The sequence below is a fragment of the Flavobacterium sp. 9 genome (assembly GCF_002754195.1).
GTDB lineage: Bacteria > Bacteroidota > Bacteroidia > Flavobacteriales > Flavobacteriaceae > Flavobacterium.
Genome location: NZ_PEEU01000001.1, coordinates 5,946,366 through 5,966,298, shown reverse-complemented (window position 1 = coordinate 5,966,298; position 19,933 = coordinate 5,946,366). Strand labels below are relative to the sequence as shown.

The 19,933-nt window shown below is 31.2% G+C and carries 15 protein-coding genes; 10 read left to right on the top strand and 5 right to left on the bottom strand.

Translation table 11 applies throughout. The features are described from left to right. Positions 1 to 137: 137 nt before the first annotated feature. Positions 138 to 4,955 carry a sacsin N-terminal ATP-binding-like domain-containing protein gene (locus tag CLU81_RS24905; protein WP_144444569.1) on the bottom strand — a complete coding sequence of 1,606 codons (4,818 nt, stop codon included), beginning with the start codon at positions 4,953 to 4,955 and terminating at the stop codon, positions 138 to 140. Positions 4,956 to 5,376: 421 nt separating this feature from the next. Between CLU81_RS24905 and mobC the strand changes: the two genes are divergently transcribed. Both mobC and CLU81_RS24895 read left to right on the top strand, forming a co-directional pair. After that, on the top strand, positions 5,377 to 7,365 hold the full coding sequence (mobC, locus tag CLU81_RS24900; RefSeq protein ID WP_099712867.1) for a conjugal transfer protein MobC: 1,989 nt from the start codon (positions 5,377 to 5,379) through the stop codon (positions 7,363 to 7,365). A 206-nt stretch (positions 7,366 to 7,571) separates the two neighbouring features. Further along, positions 7,572 to 10,247, top strand: a complete 2,676-nt coding sequence (locus CLU81_RS24895; protein ID WP_099712293.1) for a UvrD-helicase domain-containing protein — start codon at positions 7,572 to 7,574, stop codon at positions 10,245 to 10,247. Between the two features lie 28 nt (positions 10,248 to 10,275). Here CLU81_RS24895 and CLU81_RS24890 read toward each other — a convergent pair whose 3' ends face one another. Continuing rightward, positions 10,276 to 10,839 (bottom strand): hypothetical protein, encoded by a 564-nt coding sequence (locus CLU81_RS24890; protein ID WP_099712292.1) that lies wholly within the window; start codon positions 10,837 to 10,839, stop codon positions 10,276 to 10,278. Between the two features lie 116 nt (positions 10,840 to 10,955). Between CLU81_RS24890 and CLU81_RS24885 the strand changes: the two genes are divergently transcribed. From CLU81_RS24885 to CLU81_RS24850, 8 genes are all read left to right on the top strand, one after another. After that, the gene (locus CLU81_RS24885; RefSeq protein WP_099707978.1) at positions 10,956 to 11,258 is read left to right on the top strand and encodes a transposase; all 303 of its coding nucleotides are present in this window, start codon (positions 10,956 to 10,958) and stop codon (positions 11,256 to 11,258) included. Continuing rightward, on the top strand, positions 11,201 to 12,121 hold the full coding sequence (locus tag CLU81_RS24880; RefSeq protein ID WP_144444448.1) for an IS3 family transposase: 921 nt from the start codon (positions 11,201 to 11,203) through the stop codon (positions 12,119 to 12,121). Before CLU81_RS24885 ends, CLU81_RS24880 begins: the two co-directional genes overlap by 58 nt. Before the next feature lie 67 nt (positions 12,122 to 12,188). Next, positions 12,189 to 13,334 (top strand): hypothetical protein, encoded by a 1,146-nt coding sequence (locus CLU81_RS24875; protein WP_099712291.1) that lies wholly within the window; start codon positions 12,189 to 12,191, stop codon positions 13,332 to 13,334. 61 nt (positions 13,335 to 13,395) lie between these two features. Continuing rightward, positions 13,396 to 14,031, top strand: a complete 636-nt coding sequence (locus tag CLU81_RS24870) for a hypothetical protein (RefSeq protein WP_099712290.1) — start codon at positions 13,396 to 13,398, stop codon at positions 14,029 to 14,031. Positions 14,032 to 14,345: 314 nt separating this feature from the next. Further along, positions 14,346 to 14,603, top strand: a complete 258-nt coding sequence (locus tag CLU81_RS24865) for a hypothetical protein (protein WP_099712289.1) — start codon at positions 14,346 to 14,348, stop codon at positions 14,601 to 14,603. A gap of 169 nt (positions 14,604 to 14,772) precedes the next feature. Continuing rightward, a complete protein-coding gene (locus CLU81_RS24860; protein WP_099712288.1) occupies positions 14,773 to 15,984 on the top strand; it encodes a Shedu immune nuclease family protein in 1,212 nt (403 codons plus the stop codon). A gap of 105 nt (positions 15,985 to 16,089) precedes the next feature. Continuing rightward, a complete protein-coding gene (locus CLU81_RS24855; protein ID WP_099712287.1) occupies positions 16,090 to 17,283 on the top strand; it encodes a hypothetical protein in 1,194 nt (397 codons plus the stop codon). A 637-nt stretch (positions 17,284 to 17,920) separates the two neighbouring features. After that, positions 17,921 to 18,115, top strand: a complete 195-nt coding sequence (locus CLU81_RS24850; RefSeq protein ID WP_099712286.1) for a hypothetical protein — start codon at positions 17,921 to 17,923, stop codon at positions 18,113 to 18,115. A gap of 84 nt (positions 18,116 to 18,199) precedes the next feature. Here CLU81_RS24850 and CLU81_RS24845 read toward each other — a convergent pair whose 3' ends face one another. From CLU81_RS24845 to CLU81_RS24835, 3 genes are all read right to left on the bottom strand, one after another. Then, positions 18,200 to 18,391: a cold-shock protein gene (locus CLU81_RS24845; protein WP_099712285.1), complete on the bottom strand. Its 192-nt coding sequence runs from the start codon at positions 18,389 to 18,391 to the stop codon at positions 18,200 to 18,202. 312 nt (positions 18,392 to 18,703) lie between these two features. Continuing rightward, complete coding sequence (locus tag CLU81_RS24840; protein ID WP_233209771.1) at positions 18,704 to 19,168, bottom strand: NAD(P)H-dependent oxidoreductase; 465 nt, start codon at positions 19,166 to 19,168, stop codon at positions 18,704 to 18,706. 41 nt (positions 19,169 to 19,209) lie between these two features. Beyond that, a complete protein-coding gene (locus CLU81_RS24835; RefSeq protein ID WP_099712284.1) occupies positions 19,210 to 19,893 on the bottom strand; it encodes an NAD(P)H-dependent oxidoreductase in 684 nt (227 codons plus the stop codon). Positions 19,894 to 19,933: the final 40 nt, after the last annotated feature.

Below are 19,933 nucleotides of genomic sequence, written 5' to 3'. Positions count from 1 at the left end.
AAATAACTTAAGTAATAAAATTTTTTATTACATCCTGTTTATCCTCTTTATTTTACTTGCATATTCGTTTGCTCCTTTGATAAATTATTGCATTACTTGAATCTTTTTTTATTAAGCTTTTATTTTTGTATATTTCATTAGTTCGCTTTTTTAAATTTAAGAATAAAATTGTCGTTTACGACTGTAAAAAGTTCATTATCCGTAAAGGATTTTCCTTTATAATCAAACAATCCTTGTATTTTTTCAATTTTTAATTCTGATATATTATCAATGTTTCTAACGAGAAATACTTCATAGTTTCTCTTTAGTCTTTCTCCAACCTTAACTTCATTGGATGTTATATGAAATGCATCTTCCCATCCGACTACTTTTACTTCTACCTTTCTTGAATGTTTGGCCCCTTTTGGTAAATACATCAGATCATATCCTAACCCATCCACACCATCCAGATTAACACCGCAATCCTTGGCATAACCCGAAACCCACTTTACATCAGATTTGTTTTCACTAATTTCTAAAAGATGTTTGTAAACAATATATTCGCCTAAAAAACCTATTTCTTCTTTAGGCTTTTTCGGATTTAAGCCTCTTGATCTTCCACTTCCTGATGGGCTGCCTTTTCCATTTATAATGTCTTTTTTAGCAATTTTTACATTTGCAAATCCAATTTTTTTTATTTCTACATCAGATAATAAATTATCTATTTGGTTTTTTAAATCTAATAAGTCATTGTAAAATATAGGTTCTTTACCAAATACAATTCTGTTGGATTTTGATGGAGTTGTATTTGAATCTGATTTTTCAGCAATATTTTTTCCAAGCCAGGTTTTAAATGATACATCAATTTGAGGAAATTCATTTTCAAAAAACAGTAATGATTGTATGGAATAACTCTCTTGAATAAATTGGTTGAAAAGCTTCTTATCAAGATCAGGTGTCTTAACCATTTCCCATACTTTTTCAGTATTTAAAGCATACAGAACACTCCAGTCGATTATTTCGCCACCTGCGTTCAAGTCAATCTCAAATAATTCATTTATAATTGTTTTTAAATCGCTTATTACATCAAAATTGACTTCATTGAAAGGTTCAGAAGTTAGATTTAAATAGGTATTAACCATCTCTAAAAATCTATTTTTAGGTAACTTATTGGCTAAACAAAAATCATATAATATGCTCTTAAATTTTTCCAAGTTATCATTAACTGCTTCTTTAAAATTAATTTCATAAAGCAGTGAAATATTAATGGATGGATAATGAAAGGTATTGAATTGAGAAATTGTAATACCTGTGCTTTTAAATAAATTGATTATAAGTTCAGCGCTGACTTCTTCATTTAAATCCTGATAATTAATAAAATCAATAGTGTTTAGAATTAGTTCCTGATTTTTTGGAAAATGTATCATTAATGCTTCTAATATTGCCTGATCTGTATCAGTCTTAATATTTAGCGTTTTGTTTTTAAAACACTTAACAAAAGCTTTCCAAAAGTCGATTTTAGGGTTGCTGATTACACCTAATTTCTTTCTTGCATCGTTAAGTTTTTCCAAATTGATATCATCCGTTTCTGAACGTAATAATTCATCTCTAACCGAAGCGCTTTTAGAGAATAGCTCTCTAATTTGAAGTCTCTGTGCATCAACATCTAAGATTGCCGAAAAAACTTCTGCAATTGTTGAACAGAAAAATATGCTTTCTTTTAGATCAATAATTTCATCAAAGAATATTGGAACTTTAATGAAAATTATATTTCTTTTTTTTATGTATAAATATTCAAAATCATCCAATTCAAATATTTTTTGTTGTCCCGATATACTTAGTGTTGCAGTTAAATTAGATACTAATTGAAACTTTGTATTTTTAATTATATTTTTCTCATTGCCACTATCCTGTTCTTTTCTCAATACATAAACATAAGGTTTGAAATTTTCAATTTCCAATTCAAATTTTGAATTTAAAGTATGCACCTCGGGAATACCAACCACATTTAAGTCAATATTGTCTAATGGCTGAACTCCAAATATCTTTTTAATTTTATCTTTTCCTCTTCGTCTCTCAATCTCAATGATATTGAACTGTTTTATTACTGTTTCACCATATCTTTTGTCATTAACATAATAAACTTCATTTAAAGGATAGTCAACTCCATCTTTGCAGAAAACTCTTCCTGATGTCATATAATTTTTATATTCACGATCCAGAGTGCTTATTTTAAACAGTGCTTTTTCATCATAGTTAACAGCAATTTGATTGTAAATTGTTTTCGCTTTTTTACCTGATGGATCTATCTCGGGTAATTTATGAAGTATAGTATAAATCATTTCAGGAGAAAGTGTATTTATAGTTTTATGAACTCCCACTAAACTTAAGATATAATCAACTTTTTCTCTTTGAACTTGTTTTGATTTAAGAACATCATAATCAACTTTAGGCTTTTCAATTAAACCACTAAATTCCTCGTTAATATATGCTGCTGATGAACATTTTGAAGGCTCTGTTTTAATAACTGCTTCTGTTTGCAACCAAGTAGAATGTTCTAATTTCCATTTAATGTAAGAAGTCATCATACTGCCATTTATTTTACGGTAATTCCTCGTATTAAAAAAATCAAAATATATTAAACTGGAATGTGGTTCTATATTTTTATCGATCGAATTAAAGATTTCTAAATCCTTGTCAATTAAGTTAATAATTGATTCTGATGTATTATTCAATAAAATTTTATCAAAATCATCAATTGATAAAACATTCACCGGACCATATCCACCTGTTAATGTGTCTTTAAATTGTTTATAGCCTTTTTTGAAAGTATAATCACCTACAGAATTTCTGTAATTATAATTTTTCATAACGTAATCAGCATAATCATCTTTAACTCTAACAGTTTCTTTTCTTGGATAATATGCCACACCCAGCCACTCGATATATTTTTTCCATTTGATTGTATTGAGGCCTTCTATTTCAAATTTCAGATGAGATGCTATTAATTTTGCTTTGTCATAACTATAGATTTCCTCCGCCAGCGGATTACCATATTCTTTTCCGAAGTATAATTTATTAGCCAGTTCAATTTTATTTTTTTTATTGATTATATGAATAGCTGTGCCCTTCCAATTAGAATCTGTGTGAAGTTCCAATTTGTAAATATCAAAAAGTGTTTTATGCAGGTTTTTCACATCATCTAACGAAACCTCTTCATGCTGTGAATAATGTGAAATTAAAGCTTCAACAACCTCATTAAAATTAAACTCTTTTAAGTTGTATTTTGAAAGAGCTTCTGCTAGGTTCTTGAAATCGGAACACTGATATACTTTTAATAATTCGGCTGCTAAATCATTACTGATTATTTGAATTCCTAGTTCATGAGGTAAGTTGTATTTTACACCTTGATTTGGCAGAAAAATTGGTTTATCAAAAGACAATAAATTCTTTTCGTTATCAAAAAATACGCCCTCGGTTTTTAATAATTCCGTATCTTTTCCAATATAATTACCAATCGATTTTATTAAAAGTGCATAATCCGGAAGGTTAATATCCTTTCTATGGGTGGCAATACTAGGAATTACGACTTCGACATTGTAATTCTCATATCCCAGATTTTCTAAAAAATTTAAAACAAATTCATCTTCAGTATGCAATAGCAAATCAGGGTATTGATCGGGATTCAAATACTTTGGAATAATTCGCTCAACAAAATAAACTGGTTTATTATCATTATCCCATTTTATATATTGATTGCTTGTAACTGGAAAAACATTTTTATCTTTTATGAGGTTTAAAATATTATTTTTTAAATCATTATTATCTGCCAGATGGTTTAAAGACTGAAAATCGGCTTGTAAAAAACTTACTGATTTAAAATTAAAATTATCATTTTCAATTTGGGCAATTTTCTCAGAAGCTTCTGTAAGTAAGTACGGAATTAAAGCGGTTAGTTTTTTATTATAATCTTCTTCATCATCAATAATAAGATTTCTATCAGCATTCAGTTCAAATGATCCATGAATAATTCCTTTGCATTGAATAGGCACTTTTGTTCTGAAATAGGAATAAACCACATCTTTAGTTTGAACAAAATCATTTTGCCATGCAACGCTCAAATGATAATCTCTTTTGATGTCTTCAAATTTGCCTTCGATATTGTAAATGTTCCAAATATTATCAGTTACGCTTTCTTCTGTAGTATTTATAATTTTCAGAATATCTTTTGATATATTTTCTTTTTTATAACTGCATTGTATCCCATTGATATCTATATAAATGGATGTAAGATTATTTAAAAACAATAATACTTCACTGTCAATATCCTGACTTAATTGTTTTATTACCTGCTCTATTGCACTATCTAATAAGTCAATTTGAATAATTGTGTCGAAATCTTCCTTTCCTTCAAAATAGTCAACCACAGCACCTTCTACCTCCGGACAAACTAAAGTTGAAATAGGAAATTCTTCCTTGTTTTTTAATTTTTCGAAGGCTGTCTTAAATTTTTGATTTTGTAAAAGTTCAAATAATACCTTCTTACTATAATCTTTTGAAAATCCAACACATAAGTCATGACTATCAATAGTCACTTTTTTTGCCCAACTTAAAATAGAACGAAATCCTAATCCTTTTTTGCCGATTTGGCCTTCCATCGCTTCTTTTGGACTTAAATGACTGTGGAAAATAGAATTTAAACCTTCTTCAGAGAAACCATATCCAGTATTAGCAATAATTAATTTTTTACCCGTTAATTTGATTAAAACTTTCTTTTCTTCCTTTGCTTCAGAAGCAGCATCATCGGCATTTTGAAGCATTTCTAAAAGCTGCCTATTGTTATAGTTTTTAACATTTTCTTTTTCTCCTTTAAATTCGGAAAACATTCTATTAGGGCTTAGTAAATATACTTTTTTTGTTATATCTAATTGATTTTTAGCTATTTCCTGAATTGATATAGTTTGTTCTTTTTCCATTTGAATAATTTTAAACAATGTTACTTAGTGATTAGGTTCCGAAAAGCTATAGATAAGCTGTTCAAAATTTATCATTTGCTGCTATTTATAAATTAACTTTTAATTTACAGTACTATAGTTCTCAATAACAGATTCCAAAAACAAATATTAGAATTTATTCTATAAGGTTATTACGTAAAACCATAATTGATTTATTAATCTCAAAAATATTAACTAACAAACAAAGAAGAGCAGGTAGTTTTACGCGTTTATTTAATAAAAATGGATATAAGATTAAGAATTCAATTCTGAAGAAGAATGATATTAAATATTGTTTCCCACCATATTTTGACTAAAATAAATCATTAAATCATCATTAACTTTAATGCTTCAAATTAAAGTAAACAACATTTTTTTTATGTAACCTTTTGAATGATTGATGATGCAGACAGGAGAAAATGAACAGGCACTAAGAAAAATTTTAGACATGACCCGCCTCATCAGCATTGTGCTTTTGGGTATACATTTTTATTACTACGGTTATAGCGCTTTTAAACAATGGCAGCTTGTAAGTCCATTAAGTGATACCATTCTGGACAATATTTATAAAACAGGACTCTTTAATTTTTTTCATAAATCAAAGCTCTTAGTGCTTGCTTTTCTTCTAATTTCTCTATTGGGTGCAAAAGGGAGAAAGAATGAAAAACTGCAGTTAAAAATGGCTTTATCCTATTTAATTTCAGGTATATGCCTTTACTTCTCCAGTTATATGTTTATAGTATTGTCTCTTCCTGTAAACATTAGGGTAATTCTTTACATGTTTTTTACTTCGTGTGGATATCTGCTTCTTCTGACTGGTGGTATTTTACTCACTCGAATTATAACGAGCAGAATAAATCACAAAGATATTTTTAATAAAGAGAACGAAACATTTCCTCAGGAAGAAAGGCTGCTTGAAAATGAATATTCCATTAACCTGCCGGCGCAATATTATCTGAAAGACAAAATCCGAAATAGCTGGATCAACATCATAAATCCTTTTCGGTCTTTACTCGTTGCAGGAACACCTGGATCAGGTAAATCATACTTTGTAATCCGTCATGTTATTACCCAGCATATCAAAAAAGGATTCAGCATGTTTATCTATGATTTTAAATTCGATGATCTGACCAAAATTGCTTATAATACATGGCTCAAAGTAAAGCATCTCTACGTTGTTGAACCTAAATTCTATGTTATAAATTTTGATGATCTGAGCCGTACTCATAGGTGTAATCCCCTAGATCCTTCCACTATGACCGATATTACGGATGCAGCTGAGTCAGCCCGCACAATCTTGCTTGGTCTTAACCGCGAATGGATTAAAAAACAGGGGGATTTTTTTGTAGAATCCCCCATTAATTTCCTCACTGCCATCATATGGTACCTGCGCAAATACAATGATGGTGAATTCTGTACCCTGCCTCATGTGATTGAACTGATGCAGGTGGATTACGACAATCTTTTCACCATTCTTAGAACAGAAAAAGAAATTGATGTACTAATTAATCCCTTTGTCAATGCCTATCTAAATGATGTCATGGAGCAGCTAGAAGGACAAATTGCATCTGCTAAAATCTCTATGGCCAGGCTTGCCTCTCCCCAACTCTATTACGTTCTTTCCGGGAATGATTTCACTTTGGATATTAATAATCCAACGGAGCCAAAAATTGTCTGCATGGGAAACAATCCCCAGAAAATTCAAACGTATGGAGCTGTTTTATCTTTATACGTCAGCCGATTAATCAAACAGGTTAACCAGAAAGGAAAACTCAAAAGCAGTCTGATATTTGATGAATTTCCAACCATTTATCTCAATAATATGGACAGTTTGATCGCCACAGCCAGAAGCAATAAAGTGGCCACCTGTTTGGGAATTCAGGATTTCAGCCAGCTTAGAAAAGATTACGGACGCGAACAGGCAGAAGTTATATTAAATATCACCGGAAATATCATAAGCGGTCAGGTAACAGGAGATACAGCCAAACAGCTTTCGGAACGATTTGGAAAGATCATGCAGGATCGTGAGAGTCTCTCTATCAACAGTTCAGACACCTCAATAAGCCGATCCAAACAATTGGAATCAGCAGTTCCGGCTTCTAAAATCTCTTCTTTAAGTTCTGGAGAATTTGTTGGTATGGTTGCAGACGATCCAAAGTGTAAAATTGAACTTAAAACGTTTCACAACGAAATAATAAATGATCATCAAGCACTGGAAAAAGAAATAGATAACTATACTGAAATTCCAGTGATACGAAGAATAGACAATACTTTAGTACAGCGTAATTATCTTCAGATTAAACAGGATATTAATGATATTGTTGACTTCGAAATCGAGCGACTAGTTGGTAACTTATCCTTAACACATTTGGTTATTAAAAAGGGAAAATAGAATTTCAAATATGATTTGTATTGAGTACCGGCAACTTTAAAATCAAAATTTAGTACGTAAATCCAATCAATTCTATATAAATTTTCTATATTTATTTGTAGTTTAGGCACATACTTTAAAAAATTAATGCTCGCAATTATATTGCTGGTCGTTAATTCCGCTTTACTGGCGTATTAAAGGTTGCTTAACCTCAAAAAATAAATTAAATGAATAGCATTGGTACTTTTATATTTTTGTGTTTATTTCTTGTTGTGGGCATTATAATCTACTATAACGCACAGGAAAATAAGCGTAACAGGAAAAAAAATGAAGAAGAAAAGCAAAGACTTCTTGAGATTGAAAGACAAAAATTATATGATTTTTTTAAAACCAATTTAGAAGGGATTAAGAGTGCAAATCAGATATTTTATCAATTACTCGACTTAAAAACCGGTTACTTTACACATTATCAATGGACAGTCTGGGCCACTAAAACTCTTAGTAAATTTAATGAGATAAAAGGCAGCCGATACGACAATATTGGTTTGTCCAATGAGGAGGTTTTGATCATCAAAAATTTTTATAACTACTGTACAGACGGTAGTATAATGCGCGATGAATTCAACCAGAGATTTGTAAAAGAAGAGCTAAAAAATTACAGCACTTTTTTTGACACTATTGAAGGCCGTAAATTGGATTTACAGCAAAGAACTTCAGTTGTTACAGATGAACAGAGCAATATTGTAATTGCAGGGGCAGGATCGGGTAAAACTACCACTATTGTAGGAAAGGTTAATTATATCATTGACCGCTATAAAATCAAGCCTGAGGAAATACTTCTTATTTCATTCACAAACAAATCTGCTTCCACTCTAGCCGGCAGAATTAATATTGAAGGCGTGGAAGCTAAAACGTTCCACAAATTTGGTAAAGATATCATCGTTACATGTGAAGGACAGCAACCAAGCATTTTTGACGAGGCACAATTCAAGCCTTTAATTACCAAATACTTTAAAGAATTAATTGCCAATTCTGATTATCTGGAAAAGGTAACTCGATACTTTTTAGACTTTCTCAAACCAAGCAAATCCCAATTTGAATTTGAAAATAAAGGAGATTACATCCAATATCTTAAAGACCAAAACTTCCAGAGTTACAAACTTATTGAAGTTACTGCCAAGGGAAAAATCACTTTTAAAATGGAAGTGGTTAAAAGCATTGAAGAATGCAAAATAGCCAATTTTCTTTTATTCAATGGAATTGATTATGAATATGAGTATCCTTATGAGCATAATACGGCCAACGAGAAATTCAGGCAGTATAAACCTGACTTTACCATAACTCAAAATGGTAAAAAAGTCTATTTGGAGCATTTCGGTATTTCAAGAAACGGTTCAGTTCCTAAATGGTTCGAAGGCGACATGAACCGCACACCAACTCAGAAGTACCAGGATGATATGAAATGGAAGCAGGAACTTCATCAAAAAAACAATACTATCTTAATAGAAAGCTACAGTTATGAAATGAGTGAAAACATTCTGTACCGCAATTTAAAAGCCAATCTGGAAGCCGTTGGCATAATTTTAAAGCCTAGACCATCTGAAGAAATCTGGAATATCATCACCCAGGCCGCCAATGATGAGGTAAACAGTTTCATTACATTATTTGGCACCTTTATCACTTTATTAAAATCAAACAATTATTCCATTACCAGTCTGCTGGCTAAAAACAATTCTGAAAAAGCACCTTTTTTCAGAGACAGAAATAAACTGTTTATTGAAATCATTGAACCAATCTTTAAACGTTATGAAAGTTATCTCAAGGATAGAAATGAAATTGACTTTAATGATATGATCAATAAAGCCTCTGGCTATATCTCAAATGGCGCATTCAACAAAAAATACAGCTATGTAATAATAGACGAATTTCAGGATATTTCCATTGGAAGGTACCAGCTCGTAAAAGCTATTAAAAAAAACAATCCATATTGCAAACTCTTCTGTGTTGGAGACGACTGGCAGTCTATTTACCGCTTTACGGGTAGTGATATTGCACTTTTCAAAGAGTTCGAAAAGTATTTTGGCTTTACTGTAAAAAGCAAAATTGAAACAACCTACCGTTTTAATAATCCACTGATTGGAATTTCAAGTGACTTTATTCAGAAAAACCCAAACCAAACGCAGAAAAAACTAAACCCCGGAGGCGGCACGCAAAGCACCAATTATAAAATACATTATTCCAATTCAGGTTATCAGGATGATACAGAAGCAATTCTAGGAATTTTTACACAACTTCTCATTGTCGATGAGTCAATTGCAGAAAAAGAAATACTTATTTTGGGCAGGTATAGTTTTGATATTAATAGAATAAAAAATGAAAATGGACTTTTAAAAATTGACAGTACTAATGCAAAAATAACTTACAGCACGCTGATTGATACAGGAGTAACAAGAAAATTGGAAGCACAGTTTATGACTGTTCATAAGTCCAAAGGACTTGAAGCAGATATTATTATAGTACTGAATTGTAATTCAGGAAAATTTGGTTTTCCTTCCGAAATGTCTGATGATCCTGTACTTAATTTACTATTGAGTAATGCTGACCAATTTGAAAACGGTGAAGAAAGACGTTTGTTCTATGTAGCTATGACCCGGGCAAAAGATCAAGTTTATTTTGTAGCAGATAGCTATAACAAATCAAAATTTATCACTGAACTTGAAGTTAAAACCGGGCTCTCGCCAAATAAAAAGTGTCCGAATTGTAAAACTGCAGATATTGTGGTGAGAAAAACCGGAACTGCCAGCAACGGCAATACCTATAAATTCTTTGGCTGCAGTAATTATTTATATGGCTGTGATTACACCACCACTGAATGGACTAATTACAACAAACTGTACTTGTAATCCGTATCTGTTCCTGCATTAATTAAAATTATTCCAGTTTAAACTTTTCAATTGCCAAATTATATACATTTTCATGTAGCTGATCCAGCCATTTATCAGAAATAATATCATCAGTATTTACAGGCTCAAGATCAAGTCTTCCTATTATGTAGCCAATCTGTCCTGCAAATTCACGTGTTACTACATTTGGAAACTCTCTGATTAAAATAATCACCGCCTCCATTTTATCCTGCTTGGTAAGATCATCTAGTACAGTAAGTAAAATTATTAAATCTGGTAGTGAAAGAAGACAATCTAGAATTTTAAAAGCGATAGCATTTGAATCTCCTCCTTTTTCATAAACTGAAATTGCGGCACTAAAACTGTAAGCTGCCATGATATCGAAAATTTCTAAAAATTCTTTTTCAGGATAGTAATGGGGGCTAACCAGATGCCCGTTGTAACGGCTTGAAGGAAAATCTCCTCTGAATTGCCTATACTTATCATAATGAATTAAAAAAGCAAGAAAATCAACAAGTACGACCTTACTTTCTTGAAGGGTATCAATTGTTATGCTTTGCAGTATGTCGAGATGTTTTTTTAGATGGTCCAACAGGGTTTTATTATCAAAATCATCCTGCGTTTTTATTAAATAATAAAGTGGAGTTGCTACATTTACTGGGACATAAATTTTAAGACTGTTTAAATAAAAATAAATATCTTAGAATTATGAAAAAACGAGTTTACAGTGCTGAGTTTAAATCATCAGCAGTACGATTAAGTTACGAGCGAGAAAACATCAAAGAATTAGCAGATGAACTAGGCGTCCAGGTAGAGCGTATTTATAAATGGAGGTCTTCTCAAAAAACATTTACTAATCTACAACCAATTATTTCTAAAAAGACAGAGATAGATTCTTTAGAAGTAAAACAATTACGAAAAGCCCTTAAAGAAAAAGAATTAGAGCTTGAGATATTAAAAAAGGCCGTTCACATCTTTTCCAAGAGCGATGGGAAATCTACCAATTTATAGTCAGCTATAAACATTTATATCCTATTGAAAAGATGTGCAGCGTTTTAAAAGTAAGCCGAAGTAGTTATTATAGATGGTTCAGTGGCGGTCCTTCTAATAGATTTATAGAAAATAGTCTATTTACAGATTTAATAAAAGAAGTTTTTGATCTAAGCAGTCAAACTTACGGAAGTCCCAGAATAGCGGAACAGCTAAAAAGAAAAGGATATAAAATATCCAAAAGGAAAGTTGCTAAATTGATGCTTCTTAATGGCTGGAGAAGTAAACTTAAAAGACGCTTTAAAGTAACCACAGATTCTAATCATCGATATCCAGTGTGCAGTAATCATCTCAATAGAAATTTTACACCAAAATCACTTAATGAGGTTTGGGTGTCTGATATAACCTATATAAGAACAGCTGCCGGCTGGTTATATCTTACTACTATTATTGATTTATATGACAGGCAGGTTATAGGATGGTCATTAAGCACACGAATGTATACCGATCAAACGATTATTCCAGCTTGGAAAATGGCAGTATCAAAAAGAGAAATAACAGAATCTTTACTTTTTCATTCAGATAGAGGAATACAATATGCTTCGATAGAATTCAGAAAATTGATTAATAAAAATACTTTAATCACTCAAAGTATGAGTAGAAAAGCTAATTGTTGGGATAATGCTGTAGCTGAAAGTTTTTTCAAGACCCTTAAAGCAGAACTTATCTATCAGCATAAATTCACAACCATTGAAGAAGCTAAATTAGCAGTCTTTGAATATATAGAAGTATGGTATAATAGAAAACGTCTGCATTCTTCTTTGGGATATAAAACACCTAAAGAAATGGAACTAGAATTTTATAAAATAGAAAGTGTAGCATAGGTCTTAGAAAATTTGTCCGACTTTTTGTTGCAAGTCCAAATAAGAGGGATGTAATTTTAGAAACAAAATGAGTATAGATATAGTAAAGTATAAAGAAAATGCCTTAAAAATATTAAGTCCTGTTAAACCAGCCGGTGAAAAGATTAAAGTCAGCAGTTTCTTTTTACATAATGCTATTAGAAGTGAGGCCGGTCGACAAATACAAGATTATTATTTAGTTTATTTTCTATTTGTGAACTTATTAGATTTTAGAAATCTTGGTAAATTTGAAAAATTAGCATGGTCTATTCCTGTTGAATATAATGGAAAGGTATTTTTAATTGAGCATCGTAAAATGGGTGTTGGAATTTTCATTGATAAACAGGAGGATGAAGATGATGCTAAAATAATTACACGCAAAATTAATGCTGCAATAAAATCTTCAAGACCATACTTTAACTATTTAGCTGAACAAGCAATTAAGAGCTCACAAATCAACATTGTAAACAACAATGAAAATCTATTTGATCGTTTTACATACTTTTTAAATCTCTATAAATCAGAAAATCAAAAGTTAAGAAATTTTTCGAAAGAGAAAAATTCAACTACTGTCAATTTTATTTTTGATTCTCAAAAATATTCTGATGCAAGAAAAAATGCCAAATGGTTAGCTATATCTGTTATTGAGTCATTTTTTAGTTGGACAGAACATTTATTTATTCATCTTGCGATAATTACTCAGAAGGTTAAAACTGGTGTTGAAGTTACTAAGTTAATAGATGGAGAATGGAAAGAAAAATTTAATATAGCAATTTCAGACCCAATTTTAAATAAATATCTTAATGATTTGTTATTAGTTAGAAATCAAGTAAGAAATTTTGTTGCTCATGGAGCTTTTGGAAAAGCGGGAAATGCATTCTATTTTCATTCTGGTGCTGGTGCTGTCCCTGTAACAATGAGTTTTAAAAAGAATCGAAATCGATTTTCATTTCAAGGAACACTTGAATTTAATGAAAATGAAGTTATTAATTTAATTGAGTCTTTTATTACTGATTTAAATAACAGTAATTTAAAACCGGCTTTAATTTATACACAATATCATGGTTTAATAACCATATTACCACATGCCAATAATGGATTTTATGAATCAGCTATGCACGATGCCGAAACAATGCAGAAATTTTGTGATTATTTACAAGGAGTTTTTGATAATTCGGCAGACATGGATTGGTAAAAAACAAAATAATCCTTACAAAAAAAAATAGATTTTTTAAATTAATTTACTTCTCTAATATATGTCTGAACAAAATGTTTTTACAGATTTAACAATTACTTCTAAGAATAATATTCGATTAAACAAATATTTCGACTCAATAAAAAGGAATTTACCTGAAGGTTGGTCATGGTTGCGTGACAAAACTTATGAGGATAATAAATCATTCTTTTTAATAGAAGATACAATTTGTCTGAAGACTCCTTATTACAAAAATAAACAACATGACCTGATATATTATGGGATTTTATTTCTAGCACTAACTGATCAAAATATTATACTTTTAGATATTGAAATTTTAAATCTAGTTAATAACGAAAATTTAAGTTCTATATACTCTGCCCATGAGTTAATACATATAAAATCAATATATGTAAATTTGTTCGAAAATTCTGTTTTAAAACAAAATAAACTTTATGAAAACTTCAATCATGTATTAGAATACGGCGGACATCTAGATGAAAATTCATTTAAGAATGACATCAGAGATGAAAGAATGATTAAACTTCATGACAAGGAAACAGATAAAATATATTTCCTAAATAAGGGAAAAGAGGCAAAACATTCCGACAAAAAGATAGTTTATTATACACCAAATAATATTTCTTTATCATTAAGTTTAATGAAGAAATCATATAAAAAGTCAAAAAACATTTAAAAGTTTTACTCGGAACGCGTGAGCAAAAATTAATTAAGCTTAAAGAAAAAGACAAGGTTGATCTTTATGAATATTTTGAATCAATAACAACAAGTGTAATTTTTGCTTATATTGCTGTTGAATCTTTTGCTAATGCATCCATACCAAATGATTTTATTTACGAAAGAGTAAATGAAAAACAAGTTAAAGAATTATGGACAAAAGAAAATATTGAAAGATGGTTTTCTACTTCACAAAAAATCAGTGAAATACTTCCTATCTTTTTAAAAACTGAAAACATAAAGAATCAATCATTCTGGCCACAATTTAAAAAATTGGAACAAATTAGAAATCAAATTGTTCACCAAAAAACTATCGAGGACGGAACTCAATTAAATTCAGATCTATATGATAGGTTACTTGAGAACGATATTTTTAGGATCATTGGTTCATCTGTATCGATAATAAAATTCTTTTACGATTACGATAATGCACATCCATATTTCCCTTTAGGCTTAGGCGTAGCTAAATTTCAAATAAAGGAAATTTCAAGTATTCAACATGAACTGGGAGCATTAACCGAAGTGGAATAACTGCCGCTAACCCTCGCTAGATACAATTTAGTTTTAGACCAAATGGGAAGTTGGTTGATGTTTGGGATATTTGGCAAATCCGAATAATGGCCTTAATTTAATCCTACACTGCTTTTAGCGCTAGTAATTTATATAAAATCCATATCACCTATTCAATAAATTTATAACTATGAATGAAGAAATGAATCAAGATGAATTCCATGCGTCACAGCGCGTAGTTGGTAAAACATATTTTTCGAAAAGTTTTCAGCCAACTTTCTCTAACTTTAAGAAAAAATTTGCGCATAAAATATTAGACCATCAAGAAAACGAATATCTTCTAAAAGATGAAACAACATTAGGGCACACTTTAAGTGGCCTAAGACAGTTAAAAGCTTTGTTTTTTCAAGATGACAATCGAAATATTGAGAAACTCGTCCTCCAGCAATTTGATGTCAAGAGAAATCCTCTAAAAAATTCTCAGAAAGAAGCTTCATTTCACGGCAGAGAAGTAGAACATCTCTATCAATTTCTAAAAAGCATTAAAGAAGTTGAATTTCCAAATGACAACACATTTAATATTAGTGATGCTGAACTTGCAAAAATGCTTTTAAATAAAGATCAAGCAGTAAAATTGATTGCCGAAAATTTGGAAATATTACAAGAAGCTTTAAGTAATAATGTTACCTCTAAAGATATTATCAATTTCGGTTACAGAAAAAATCAATTAGAAATTTTTGATAAACTTTTAAACCTTGATGGCTTTTTCGATGAGTACAAGGAGCAGATCAAAAATGAATTAAATAAAAGTCAGGGAGATGAAGCCGTTTGGCAAAAATTTTTCGAAAAAAACACTTGGATATTAGGCTACGGTTTAGATTATATTTTTAATTCAGAATTGGATGAAAAAAAATTAGAACAAGTAACATCTGGTTCAAATTTTTTAGCAAAAGGCAAAAGAATAGATGCATTATTAAAATCACAAGGCGCAATCAATTCACTTTGTTTCTGTGAACTAAAATTAAGTTCGCATTCATTACTAAAAGAAATCAAAAATTCTTATCGCGAAGAGTCTTGGCAAATCTCTGATCATTTATCAGGCGCAATAGCTCAGGTTCAGAGAACGGTTCAAAAAGCTATAAAAGAAATTTCAACTAAAACAGAAATTAAAGATTCAGAAGATTATTTAACAGGTGAAGAACTTTATCTGTACAATCCTAAAGCTTTTATCTTAATTGGTAATCTAAACGAGTTTATAAAAGACGATAAAATCAATGAAATTAAATTTTCATCATTTGAAATGTTTAGAAAAAACTTAAAAAACATAGAAATTCTCACATATGACGAACTTTACCAAAGAGCGTTTTATATTTGCCATAAAAAAGAAAATATTGCTCAATAAATATGGGCTTGATATAATAGCTACCACAAGTAGCTTTGTGTGAATTATCACAATATGCAAGTGAGCAGCCATTTAATAAAAACTAATTATTAGAAACCCAATTATATGTTTGAATTTCAAAAAGACTTTACCTTTAACGAAGTGTATGAATGGATTACAGAGTATTATAATTTTTTTTTAAACCCAAGGACGACAATCAATGATATCTTATCAAAAAATAAAGAGCAAAAAACTAGACAATTTTTATTTTACTTTTTTGTTTACGCTGCAACATTTATTTTTCTAAGTGTTGAAACTAGCCTAACAGCTGGAATAAAACCGGCAATTTTAAATCTTTTTTATATTTTTCCCATAGCCTTAATATTTTGTTTAGTAAGTAGGTTTTTCGGTAAAAAATATGTTGGTGGAACTTTGGCGTATGTAATAATTTTTCATCTGATTGCCATACCAATAATTAACATTTTGACTGCCATTTTTTTTACTAGTGAAAATTACACTTATTATTTTATCCAAAATATTTTTTCAGCAATAAGTAGTATTTATATGTTTTTATTTTTTGGTTATGCAATTGAACAAAAGTTTGGGAAAGCTACATTTATTACATTGACAAATTTTTTAATAATTAATCTTATTGTACTTTGCTTCTTGAGAATTAATTTTGACCCATACAGCCAATCAAGTGGTGGTACAGACTTGATATACCAAGAATATTCCTATTTAATCAAACCGTTGAAAAGCAAAGAATTAATTCCAACATATAGAACTATAAATATCTATAATGATAAAATTTCAACAGATTTTCTGCTACAAGAAGTAATTTCTGGAAAAGAAGCATCAGGTTCAACTAAAAACAACCCTAAATTTATTTTTAACCTGGAAGAAAACATTAGGTATATAGAAGAAGCTACAACAAAACTTGTTTTCAATCGCAATAAAGAAATTGCAGGTTTATGGCTTAATTACCTTAAAGAAGTACAACGAGAAACTAATTATAAAGTAAAGGATATATTCGAGTTGGAAGATTTGAAACCGACAAAAATGTTCTCAAAAGAAATAGATGGAAACAAACTTATATATTACTATAAAAAAATTGATTATCAGAAAATGTTAGACATACAAGTTCAACTTAAACGGTATAATAATAGTACCATAGAAAATCATAACAAATGTATTTATCCATCTGAATTATGTAATAGCATTTTAGTTTTTCCTGGTAATTTTCTCAACAATCAAATAAGTAAATTACTTGGAGAAAAAGCAACGGAAGAATTAAAATTCCAATTTGACGAATTAGAATAAGCGGCTACTAACACGTACTACAAGGGATTTGGGCAATTGACTTAATTGAAGTTGATGATTTATTTGTGATGATTTTGGGAAATCCAATTAACGGGATTAATTTTTCCCAAACTCGCTGTAATAGTAGAACGTTGCTCATTCTCTTAGCTCAAAAACAAAAAGAAATGACTTAAGATAAGATTTTTCTTGTTTTACAGCCCTAGCCCCGATAGCAGTGAAAATCCTTTTGTGCCGGAGTTCGGCACAAAAGATTGGAACGGATAGCGGGAAAAAGCTCCAAAAAATAAAACTATATACAATTCACTAAGTACAAAGTACAAACAAAGTATAAGTACAACCCCAGACAAGCACTGCAATACCGCCCAACCTGCCCCGGGGCAACCCTTTAAAAAAACAACACCAATAATCTAATCAAAAAAATAAAAAAAAAATTCCCATACAACAAAAAATTACGACAAGTACAACCGTAATTCTCAAAACCCAAAACAAAGACCCAAAAAGCAAAGGTCCCAACACCAACCCTTATGACTCGGAGAACCCCCGTCAGGAATCCCAAAGCGATTCGAAAGACATAACCGGGAAGGACATAGAAAAGGACCTAATAGAGAATGACCCTTCAAAGGGGTCCCAAACTGATATGGATACCCAAAAGAGCAATGAGGCTGAAAGCGCAGCCTTTCAAACCCTTGAACCGGACCCGGATAATCCCGTAAAGAAGGAATTTGAAATGGGAGAACTTAGCAATGAGGAGCTTCAGGAAGATGAACTCACCCGAGACGCGACAGACGGCGGTGCACCGGGCAATACGAAACCTTCCCAGCGAAAATTCTAATGCACCCAGATTTGATGCCTGTATCCATAAAACAAAAAAGCACCTCGTTAGAGGTGCCTTTAAAAGCTCACTGTGATAGTATGATTATGCTACAACTACGTTTACTGCGTTTGGACCTTTACGGCCTTCTTCGATGTCATATCGCACTGCATCGTCCTGAGCGATGTTTTCTGATAGACCTGAAGCATGAACAAAAACTTCGGCCCCTCCATTATTTGGAGTTATAAATCCGAATCCTTTTTCTTCATTGAAAAATTTTACTGTACCTTCTTGCATTTTAATGTATTTAATTGCCCAAAGATAACATTATAAAAATGGGAGCCTATTGATATTGAAGATTTTATTTTTAGAATGAAGTAAAATACGTTTTTAATACTATTCCCGCCTTTATACTTTTTTTGGAGTCTTCCATCTAAACTATATTTTAATACCTTTTGCCGGCGAAATTCTATAAGCCAAATACCTTTTTCAAATGGGCTGGGTAATTTTCCAAATCTCCGGCAATATCACCGTCTTTAAAAATATCGAAACAGTTGTAATCCGGAACAATATCAACACCGCAAAAACGATAATTACTGGTGATTTGAATTAAAGCATCGGCCGTACTTCTCCCCTCAAAAGCACCTGATTTGGATCATCAAAACTTGCTTTAGGCGCATTCCATGTTGCACAAACCATAAATTTCTTGCCTTGTAAGTGTCCTCCGGTTCCGTACTGGCGAGCTGGGTCTTCTCTTGTCCGCCCGTCATCGCTAAGAAATTTTTTGCTCATCAGTCCGCTATTGAAAACTTCATCCGCATATTTTTTATAGATCCAAGGCGCTCCAAACCAATTGATGGGCGTCTGCAAAATGATACTGTCTGCTTGCAGATGTTTTTCAACTTCCTCGTTTGCATCATAACCATCTTCTACTTTTGTTTCTAAAATTTCAAAATTGTTAGCTTCGAAGAATTCTTTAGCCTTTTGGTGGAATGAATCATTGAGTTTGCCTTCGCTCCAGTTAGGATACGTTAAATGTGTATTGATTAATAGAACTTTTTTTGTAGTACTCATTATAATTTTATTTAAATATTTTTTTTTAATTAATTTTTATTTTAAAGTCCAAATACTTTTTTCAAATATTTGGGGTAATTTTCCAAATCTTCCTTTATATGCTTATTATGAAAAACATCGTAGCAATAATGTCCCGGAAGTACCGTGTATCCAACAAATGCATAATTGGCACCTATATTAGACAAAGCATCATCGGCGCTTTTGCCTTTCCAAAGCGGTTGTTTTGGATTGTTGAAACTTTCTTTGGGAGCATTCCAGGTTGCAGAAAGCAAAAACTTTTTACCCTGCATTTTTCCACCGGTTCCATATTCTTTAGTGGGGTCATTCTCTGATCGGCCATCGCCGGAGAGAAATTTTTTACTAAACATTGCACTGGTAAAAACTTCATCCACGTACTTTTTGTATATCCAAGGCGTATTTTCCCAATTCACGGGTGTCTGCAACACGATGATGTCTGCCTGCATGTGTTTTTCCACTTCCTGCTCCACACTATAACCGGCCTCAATTTTTGTTTCTAAAACTTTAAAATTTTGTGACAGGAAAAATTCTTTGGCTTTGTCATAAAAAGCCTTGTTAAGTTGACCTTCTGATAATCCCGGATAAGTTAAATGTGCATTAATCAGCAAAACAGTTTTTTGCTTATCTGCTGATTTTGTTTGTGCATTAATTTTAGTTGCGAATGTTAATACTGTTATCAGCATTGCAAAAAATATTCTTGTTTTCATTCTAATCTTCTTTTAAATTATATCTATTTCTTGATGTACT